This window comes from Pseudoalteromonas sp. S558 (assembly GCF_005886635.1).
GTDB classification, from domain to species: domain Bacteria; phylum Pseudomonadota; class Gammaproteobacteria; order Enterobacterales; family Alteromonadaceae; genus Pseudoalteromonas; species Pseudoalteromonas aliena.
Genome location: NZ_PNDU01000231.1, coordinates 1 through 5,828 on the forward strand (window position 1 = coordinate 1; position 5,828 = coordinate 5,828).

The window sequence follows — 5,828 nt, forward strand, 5'->3', positions numbered from 1 at the left end:
ACAAAGGTCAACAGGCCCTAAATTAATGCATATCAATGATTATTTAATACCATAACGAGATTAATAATTAAATACAGTCATATATTGCATATTACTTGCGATTAAAGCAGAATTAACTAATGTATACAGGTTAGACCAGTTAACGGGGCACAAGATGTTAGAACAACAATTACAATTAAAACACACGCAATTACGTAACCGCTTAGTAATGGGCTCAATGCATACAGGCCTTGAAGAAGGTTGGCATAACCGAAAACGCTTACGCGCATTTTATGAAGCACGCGCCAAGGGCGGCACCGCAATGTTAATTACAGGTGGATATAGCCCTAATTTACGCGGTAAGTTAACGCCTATTTCGTCATCATTTAATAGTTATTATGATGTATTTAAGCACCGTGCGTACACCGATGCAGTGCATAAACACGGCGGAAAAATTTGTTTGCAATTACTCCACGCTGGGCGTTATGCGTATCATCCATTTAACCAAGCGCCTAGTGCTATAAAAGCACCTATTAACCCTTATAAACCAAAAGCGATGTCATTAGGGTCTATTAAAAAAACAATTAAAGACTTTGCGCACTCTGCTTATATGGCAGAAAAGGCTGGATACGATGGCGTTGAAGTAATGGGCTCTGAAGGTTATTTAATTAACGAATTTATGGCGCCGCATACCAATAAGCGTACAGATGAGTTTGGTGGTAGTTTAGAAAATAGAATGCGTTTAGCATTGGAAATAGTAAAAGCGGTTAGGGCAAAAGTATCTGAACAATTTTTAATTATTTTTAGGTTGTCGGTTATTGATTTAATTCCAAACGGTTCAACACCTGAGGAAGTCATTACTCAAGCAACTGAGCTTGAAAAAGCAGGCGTTGATATTTTTAATACCGGTATTGGTTGGCATGAAGCACGTGTGCCTACGATTGCGAGTATGGTTCCGCCAGGTGCATTTAAAGAAGCATCAAAACGTTTAAAAGACGTGGTGAGTGTTCCTGTAATTGCTGTTAACAGAATTAATACGCCAGAGATTGCTAACGATATTTTAAATGCAGGCGAAGCCGATTTAATTTCAATGGCTCGGCCGTTACTTGCTGATCCTGAGTTTTTTAATAAATACGCGAATGAGCAATCTAAGCAAATTAATATTTGTATTGGCTGTAACCAAGGTTGTTTAGATCATGTATTTAAAAATAAGCGTGCTACCTGTTTAGTTAATCCTCAAGCTGCGTTTGAGCTCGATTACCCATTAGAGCAAGCTGCTAAAGTCAAAAATGTACTTGTTGTTGGCGCAGGCCCAGCGGGTTTATCAGCAAGCTGTTATTTGGCCCAAAGAGGTCACAAAGTAACGTTAATTGACCAAAAAATGCAAATGGGCGGTCAGTTTAATTTAGCGATGCAAATACCAGGTAAAGAAGACTTTAACCACACATTAGCTTATTACACGAATGAGTTGGATCGCTTAAACGTAGCGGTCGAATTAGGAAAAGCCTATGAAAATAGCATGCTTGAAAATTACGACGATGTTGTTTTTGCAACCGGGGTAAGACCACGAGAAGCAACTATTAAGTGCGATGATGGTAAACGCGTTTTTGCTTATGATGAAGTTATTCGCGGTGAAGTTGAGTTAGGTAAATCAATTGCCATTTTAGGTGCTGGTGGCATAGGTTTTGATATGGTTGCCTTTTTAAGTGAGCACAAATCGCAAAGTATCGCTGATTTTAAAACGCAATGGGGTATTGAATGTCAGCCGCAGCCACATAAAGATGAACGCCAATTGTATATGTTAAAACGAAGTGCAGGACGCTTTGGTAGTGAGCTTGGTAAAACAACGGGTTGGATACACCGTCAAGTAGCAAAACAGCATGGCGTTAAGCAAATTGCTGATTGCCAATATAATAGTTTTGATGAAAAAGGGCTGTCTATTACCGTCGCCGGTGAAACACAGATACTACCAGTTGATACTGTTATTGCCTGTATTGGACAGGTATCAAATAATGAAGTACTTAAAGACTATGCTGATAATGCAAAAGTGCATGTCATTGGCGGGGCTAAACTTGCTTCAGCGATTGATGCTAAACGCGCGATATTTGAAGCCCTACAAATCGCGCGAAGTATTTAACCTGAAGTCTAAATAAGAAACCTACCTCAAACAGCTATTTTTAACGCAGTTAGCGCTGAAAATAGCTGGCTAGAGAAAAATAAATAACAATATCATTGTGGTTTAAGATATTAGTAAACTTCTTAACCACTGCTAAGGTTATTTAACGTTACTACCTTGGTATGAAATACTTTTTGTTTTAGTGCGGTCTTGGTTGTTTATAGTCTATAACTTAGTAAACAATGAACAAACGGGGCACGCATGAGAAACAAAATAATAAGTATTTACGACATAATACTGGGTAAATTATCATTTTTAGATGGTTTTCCGGCTTTACTTTTTCGCTTAATTTTAGCGCCTGTGATGATTATTGCAGGCTACAATAAATTTGCCATAAGCACTGAAACCACTCGTTTCCTCGATAACTTTTTAGCTTCTCCCGACGTTGTTCAATGGTTTGGCAATAGTGAATGGGGGTTAGGATTACCTTTTCCCGATTTACTTGCTTTTTTAGCGGGGTGGAGTGAGTTTCTAGGTGGCTGGTTTTTATTGTTTGGTTTGCTAACCCGCTTAGTGAGCATTCCGCTGATGTTTACAATGGTGGTTGCTGCTACATCTGTGCATTGGCATAATGGCTGGTTTGCAATAGCGCCTACAAACCCCGATACCAGCGCGGCACAAGTACTTGATTGGTTGTCTATTCCTGGTGCTAAAGAAAGCCTTGAAAACTCGCTAGAAGTACGCGATAGAATTGGCATTATTCGTAATTTAGTCGAAGAGCACGGTTCACCTGATTATTTATATGAAAAAGGAAAACCCTCAATTTTAAATAATGGTATTGAATTTTCAGCTATCTACTTTGCTATGCTATTGAGCTTGTTTTTTATGGGCGGGGGACGTTTTGTCAGTATTGACTATTGGCTAAAGCGAAGTGTTGTAAAACAATGACGCATTAAATATACGATTATTAACGGCCACATAAATTTATTTTATGTGGCCGTTTTGCTATCGATATTTATTTTTTCAGGTTTTAAATGTTACTCTAGCGTTTTATTTTTGAGGAAACGTGATGAACGCAATTGAGCTTTTACTTACCCGCCAGTCTGATCCAAAATTAACTGAGCCTGCCCCAAATAGTGAGCAGCTAGCCATTATTCAACAAGCTGCATTACGAGTTCCGGATCATGGGTGTTTAGCGCCGTGGCAGTTTATTATTGTACAAGGTGATGCGCGCCATACATTAGGTGAAATCTATCATCAAAGCGCAGTGACTGAGCAACAAGCAGAAAAAGCGATTAATCGTGCTAAGGAATTACCACTGCGCGCGCCTATGATTATTATCGCAATTGCAAAATATCAAGATCATCTAAAAGTACCGCGTATAGAGCAAGTACAGAGTGCAGGATGTAGTGTATTAGCCATGCAACAAGCCGCATTTGCACAAGGCTTGGGGGGCGTTTGGCGTACCGGTTATTTTGCACAAAGCCCAGCTGTAAAAGCGGCACTTAATTTGTGCGAGCATGATGAAATTGTTGGTTATTTATATTTAGGTACCCCCGTAGTTAACTGTAAAAAGTCACCTCGCCATAAACCAGAAACTTATTTTAGCTATCTGTAAAATAGTATGAACTTTATGCACCTTTCATAGTCACAATTTTTTACGCTTAAAATTACACAATTAAGCAATGAATGGTGAGGCTGTGAGAAGCGCTCGGATGCAATAATGGTAATATTTCTTCTTCAGTTTGTTTTTTAATCGGTTGTTTTTTGATAGTGTATGGAAAGTCTCAACAAAAATAACAATAAAGAAGACTTATATTATGGGAAATCTATTTTTACAAGAAAAAGAAAATTGGTTAGCGTGGTCAATCTGGGGGATTTTAGGGGCATTTTTAACCCTATATGTAGGCATGATCACGAATGCAGCGCTATTCATCGCATGCTCTGCCATAGGTGTGCTTGCAGTATTAACATGGTGGATGCAGCAATCAAAACGGTTCGGTTTTGCTCGTGCATTTAAAATCTGCTGTTATGTCTTGTTATTAAGTGCTTTACCTGCGGTTATGCTCGTTGTAGTACCAAGTGGAGAATTAAATCATTTTGACTTGATTTTTCAAAGTATTACTCTTTTTACGCTTAGTTTATTAATATGCTTAATTTGTTCGTGGATTGCACGAAAACCAAAGCAGTATTATTAGCCTTAGGTAGTGGTTATTTTAGTAATTGAGTCATTTTTTAATTTTTTATATATTAAGCCTTTACAAATTACGCATTTACCCCTATTATCCGCGCCGTACGGAGAGATGGCAGAGTGGTCGAATGCACCGGTCTTGAAAACCGGCATGGGTTTATAGCCCATCTAGGGTTCAAATCCCTATCTCTCCACCATTATTTAAAAAACCGCCTTATTGGCGGTTTTTTGCTATGTGGAAGTTAAAAATGACAAAATCTATTCAATCAATCCCACAGCGATTAATTAAACATATTTTATTATGGACCGTGTTTAGTTATTGCTACCACAGTGCAATTACTTTGCTAGTTAAAATGGCAGCCGATGCACAACCAGAATACCCTCTTATTACTGCATTAATTTATGGTGTTGGTTTCAATCTTTTAACTGCTCATTTAATTACAAAATACGATAAATATTGGCCCACTATTGCTTCCGTGTTTATTGGTTTTATAGGGCTTATAGTTGTGCCATTTTTGTTGCTTGGCAAAGTAGGATTGCTTACTTTCCCCTTGCTTGCTGGAATTTTATTCAGTTTAGTGGTGAGTAGTTATATTGTTGGTCTATTAAAGGTAAAACTCAGCAAAAACTAGACCCAAAAACGGTTTATTTTGTGATAGCATAGCTGCGTCTTTTAACTAACAAAACGTGAAAAACACATTATGTCAGATAATTTTACTACAGATGCTGAAAAAGCAAGTTACGGTATTGGCTTACAAATGGGTGAGCAACTTAAGTCTAATCCTTTTGAAGGCTTAAACCTAAATTCAGTGTTTGAAGGCATGAAAGATGCGTACGCAGGTAGCGCTTTTCAAGTTGAGATCCCTGAGATCCAAGCTGCATTTGAAAAAATTAACGAAGAGATCCAAGCTCGTCGTGAAGAAGAATCTAAAGTACTTTCTGCTGAAGGTGTTTCTTTCTTAGAAGAAAATGCTAAACGCCCTGAAATCACAGTTACAGAGTCTGGTCTTCAATACGAAGTACTAGCAACGGGTGAAGGCGAAAAGCCAACTGCTGAATCTACAGTTCGTGTTGATTACCACGGTACATTAATTAACGGTACTGTTTTTGATAGCTCATACGAGCGCGGCCAACCAGCTGAATTCCCAGTTGGTGGCGTGATCAAAGGTTGGACTGAAGCATTACAAATGATGCCAGTAGGAACTAAATGGCGTATCTACGTTCCTCATGAGCTTGCTTATGGTGAACGTGGCGCAGGTGCTGCAATTGCACCTTTCTCAACGCTTGTATTTGACGTTGAACTACACGAAATCATTTCTTAATTTAAATAAATTTTAAACTTAAGAATTTAAAAAGCCGTATTCAATTTGAATACGGCTTTTTTGTGTCTGTAATTTAAGAACTTTATGTATGCTAAAAATAAAAAACCGCATTAATAAAATGCGGTTTTTAAATATATAAACTAAAGAACTATTTGTTAGTTAACCTGAACTCTGGATAATAATACCAACCTGCATAAACCTTTGATCAATTTAACGAATT

Annotated in this window: 6 protein-coding genes and 1 tRNA gene; all 7 read left to right on the forward strand. The window is 38.1% G+C overall.

Translation table 11 applies throughout. The annotated features are described in order from the left end of the window. The first annotated feature begins 154 nt into the window (after positions 1-154). The 7 genes from CWB66_RS15365 (at position 155) to bamJ (ending at position 5,608) form a co-directional block, all read left to right on the forward strand. Positions 155-2,116 (forward strand): oxidoreductase, encoded by a 1,962-nt coding sequence (locus CWB66_RS15365; RefSeq protein ID WP_138586033.1) that lies wholly within the window; start codon positions 155-157, stop codon positions 2,114-2,116. 240 nt (positions 2,117-2,356) lie between these two features. Further along, positions 2,357-3,043 carry an HvfX family Cu-binding RiPP maturation protein gene (locus tag CWB66_RS15370; protein ID WP_138586034.1) on the forward strand — a complete coding sequence of 229 codons (687 nt, stop codon included), beginning with the start codon at positions 2,357-2,359 and terminating at the stop codon, positions 3,041-3,043. A gap of 121 nt (positions 3,044-3,164) precedes the next feature. After that, positions 3,165-3,713, forward strand: a complete 549-nt coding sequence (locus CWB66_RS15375; protein WP_077538058.1) for an NAD(P)H nitroreductase — start codon at positions 3,165-3,167, stop codon at positions 3,711-3,713. Between the two features lie 202 nt (positions 3,714-3,915). Continuing rightward, positions 3,916-4,293 carry a hypothetical protein gene (locus CWB66_RS15380; protein WP_138586035.1) on the forward strand — a complete coding sequence of 126 codons (378 nt, stop codon included), beginning with the start codon at positions 3,916-3,918 and terminating at the stop codon, positions 4,291-4,293. A gap of 99 nt (positions 4,294-4,392) precedes the next feature. Next, positions 4,393-4,483, forward strand: a tRNA-Ser gene (locus CWB66_RS15385). A 51-nt stretch (positions 4,484-4,534) separates the two neighbouring features. Beyond that, the gene (locus CWB66_RS15390) at positions 4,535-4,918 is read left to right on the forward strand and encodes a hypothetical protein (RefSeq protein ID WP_138586036.1); all 384 of its coding nucleotides are present in this window, start codon (positions 4,535-4,537) and stop codon (positions 4,916-4,918) included. A gap of 69 nt (positions 4,919-4,987) precedes the next feature. Further along, positions 4,988-5,608, forward strand: coding sequence for a BamJ family beta-barrel-assembly machinery protein (gene bamJ, locus CWB66_RS15395; protein ID WP_077538055.1), 621 nt, complete (start codon positions 4,988-4,990; stop codon positions 5,606-5,608). The last annotated feature ends 220 nt before the right edge of the window (positions 5,609-5,828 follow it).

Coding starts and splice junctions, on each gene's coding strand:
- CWB66_RS15380 (WP_138586035.1), top strand. CDS start 3,916: ATGGGAAATCTATTTTTACAAGAAAAAGAAAATTGGTTAGCGTGGTCA.
- CWB66_RS15375 (WP_077538058.1), top strand. CDS start 3,165: ATGAACGCAATTGAGCTTTTACTTACCCGCCAGTCTGATCCAAAATTA.
- CWB66_RS15370 (WP_138586034.1), top strand. CDS start 2,357: ATGAGAAACAAAATAATAAGTATTTACGACATAATACTGGGTAAATTA.
- bamJ (WP_077538055.1), top strand. CDS start 4,988: ATGTCAGATAATTTTACTACAGATGCTGAAAAAGCAAGTTACGGTATT.
- CWB66_RS15390 (WP_138586036.1), top strand. CDS start 4,535: ATGACAAAATCTATTCAATCAATCCCACAGCGATTAATTAAACATATT.
- CWB66_RS15365 (WP_138586033.1), top strand. CDS start 155: ATGTTAGAACAACAATTACAATTAAAACACACGCAATTACGTAACCGC.